This is a genomic window from Thermogutta sp. (genome assembly GCF_014359955.1).
In the GTDB taxonomy this organism is placed as follows: domain Bacteria; phylum Planctomycetota; class Planctomycetia; order Pirellulales; family Thermoguttaceae; genus Thermogutta.
Window position 1 is genome coordinate 1 of the sequence record NZ_JACIYL010000663.1, and the last position, 2,518, is coordinate 2,518.

The 2,518-nt window shown below is 56.1% G+C and carries 2 protein-coding genes; both read right to left on the minus strand.

The annotated features are described in order from the left end of the window. Positions 1–547: hypothetical protein (locus tag H5U08_RS15595; protein ID WP_297035103.1), on the minus strand; the 547-nt coding region annotated here is incomplete at its 3' end. Positions 548–581: 34 nt separating this feature from the next. Next, a partial coding sequence (locus H5U08_RS15600; protein WP_297035106.1) for a hypothetical protein occupies positions 582–2,518 on the minus strand: 1,937 nt, incomplete at its 5' end.

The window sequence follows — 2,518 nt, forward strand, 5'->3', positions numbered from 1 at the left end:
TCCAGTTTTCTTCAGCAATGGGATCGGGAGGCGGCGGACTCCCTGGCTCTCGACCGTAGAGTGCGTCGAGCAGTTGCTGGACATAGAGATGGGGAATCTCGCTCACGGAATTTGTGCGGGCGGACTTTTCATAGATGACGGTGGGAGTCGGTGTGGAAAAATCAACGCACTTGATGACAAGATCATAAACATCGGTGCTGTGCCCAGGGACTCGCTCGACACTTCCCCAAATGGCGATGTCCGCATCAAAGCCGCTTTTCACAATGTCCCGCATCTTCTCCAGGGGTGTGTCGGGCCCGACTTTGATGCCGTTCATTTCGCAGAAATCCCGGACATCCACCATCGAGTCCGGAATCAGAAAGCCGCCCTCCCGGTGGAGCTTCTGCCAGATCATCTCGCCCACCATTTGACCATAGCGGCCATTGTCAAATCGCGACTCGAAATCAAAAGGAATCACAACTTTCTGACCGGTCTGGCCAAAGGTCGGCTGAGCGAGCCAAAGCCCTGCACAAACGGTCAACAGACCGAGCACGGACCAGAATTGCATTTTTCTTTTCATGGCGATCGCTGTGCGCTGGAGTTCAGGGATTGGATTGGCCACCGCTGATAAGCTGCCGGTAATACCCACGGACGATGTCTTCCCAGCCTGGAGGTGCCGGTTCCTGCACACTGCCGAGAATTTCTTTCTGGATGTCCTTTGGGATATTCGCCGTCGTATCCTGCTTGACTTCAAATTCCCCGCCCACATATTCCTTCTGCCGCTGGAGCCCTTGCAAGACGACTTCCCGCTTGCGAAGGGCGTTCTGGTAGCGTCCTGCCTGGAGATCGCGCTCGATTTCCCGCATCAGCTCGATGAGCTGTTCCATATCCGTATGGTGATAATTGAGGATTTGCATTTGTGCGCTGATCGACTCGGCTTTATTGCGGAGTTCCGCCTGTTTACCTGCCAGACGCTGGAGTTCGCGCGGCCCATGAGGTGGCGGCGTAGGTCCTTCGAGCCCCTGACCGCCCTGGCCGCTCTCTTTTCCACCGCCCGTAGCCCCGCCTGTCGGATCCTTACTGAAGTCCTTGATTTGGCCTTTCATGTAGGGATCGGGGGTCAGCCGACTGGGCGTTTTTCGCCCACCTTTACCCACTGCTTCATCACCCACGAATTCACCGCTGGATTTTCCACTGCGTCCCTCGCCGGACCGCCCCCCAATCTCGCTTGTATTGGGCAGGCGATTTCCTGTCACACCTTTGGCGCTCATATTGGAGATCGGGCCGTCGGCAGCATCCCAGCCAGCCCCTTTGTCCAGCGAATCCGCGGCACTGGACGAGACATCTTCCATTTCATCGAACAGATCCTCTTCCTGCTCCATGAGCTCACCGATGAGGTCTTCGAGTTGACCCGGCAGATCCGCCATCGGCGCTTCCTTGTCTTTGTCGCTGAGGGATTCCTCCTGGCTCCATCGTTCGCGGTCGGGGGTATCCGGCAGCCATTTTTCCAGATTACTCGTCAGTTCCTTGGCCATTTCGTACCCCAACTGCTCGAGTGGCACCGCGATATCCACTGATCGCTTCAGAAGGGCGTCTTCTGCCATTTTCAGTTCGGTCTGGATCTCATTCAGCTCCTGACAGACTGAGGAGTTGGCAAAATCCTGTTCCGGGAGTTTGCTCAGGTCGCTTTGCGCTTCCTTCATGAAGCGCGACCAGTCGTCCTCCAAAGCGGCCAGCTCTTTGAGTTTTTGTTCCTCCTTTTCTGTGAAATCCTCAACAGGTGTCTTGGCCAGCTCTTCCGAGGCCTCAATGATCTTCTTCTGCTGTTCAAGGAATTCCTGTAATTTGCTCTGGATTTCTTCGAGCTTCTTCTTGACATCGTCGGGCAGGTCTCCACCCGGCCGCTTTTGGGCTTCTGCCAGAAGCTCCGTCTGGGCCCTGCGGGCCACATCCAGAATTTTCCTAAGCGTATCGATGATTCGATCCTGAATTTGCAGCAACTCCTGACTTTCCTCGCCAAAGGTCGCTTTGTCCGCCAGACGGGCCAGCCGGTCGCACTGCTGCACGGCCTGGAGCATTTCATTGACGGCCAGACTGTTGAGAATCCGCTTGATCGTCCGCCGATCCTCGCTGTCCGTATCTTTGATGCTCGCCACCACGTCGCTTGTCGCCCCCTGAATGTGAACCTGGCGGCTGCGGACTTTACGCAAACCCGAATCAAGGACCGCGGGGTTTTGCTTTGCCGTGTCACGCAAGGAAACAAGCTCGGTTTTTGCTCGAATTTGTTCTTCCAGAATGCGAAAGATGGCGGCACGGAGGTTTTCCAGTTCTTTCGTTTCTGAAGCGACCTTGGCGTCGGGGGAAATGATTTCGATGATATGCCATGCAGACGTCGCCTGCTGCGGACGCAGGTCGAGGCCATATTTCCCGAAGTTGCGCCGGTCCCAGGCCAGGGCGCGAATGGCCACCTTTTGACCCGCCGAAAACCGTGCAGGATCCAGGACCAGCTCGTAGTCCAAAAACGGGCTGCTGGGATTGT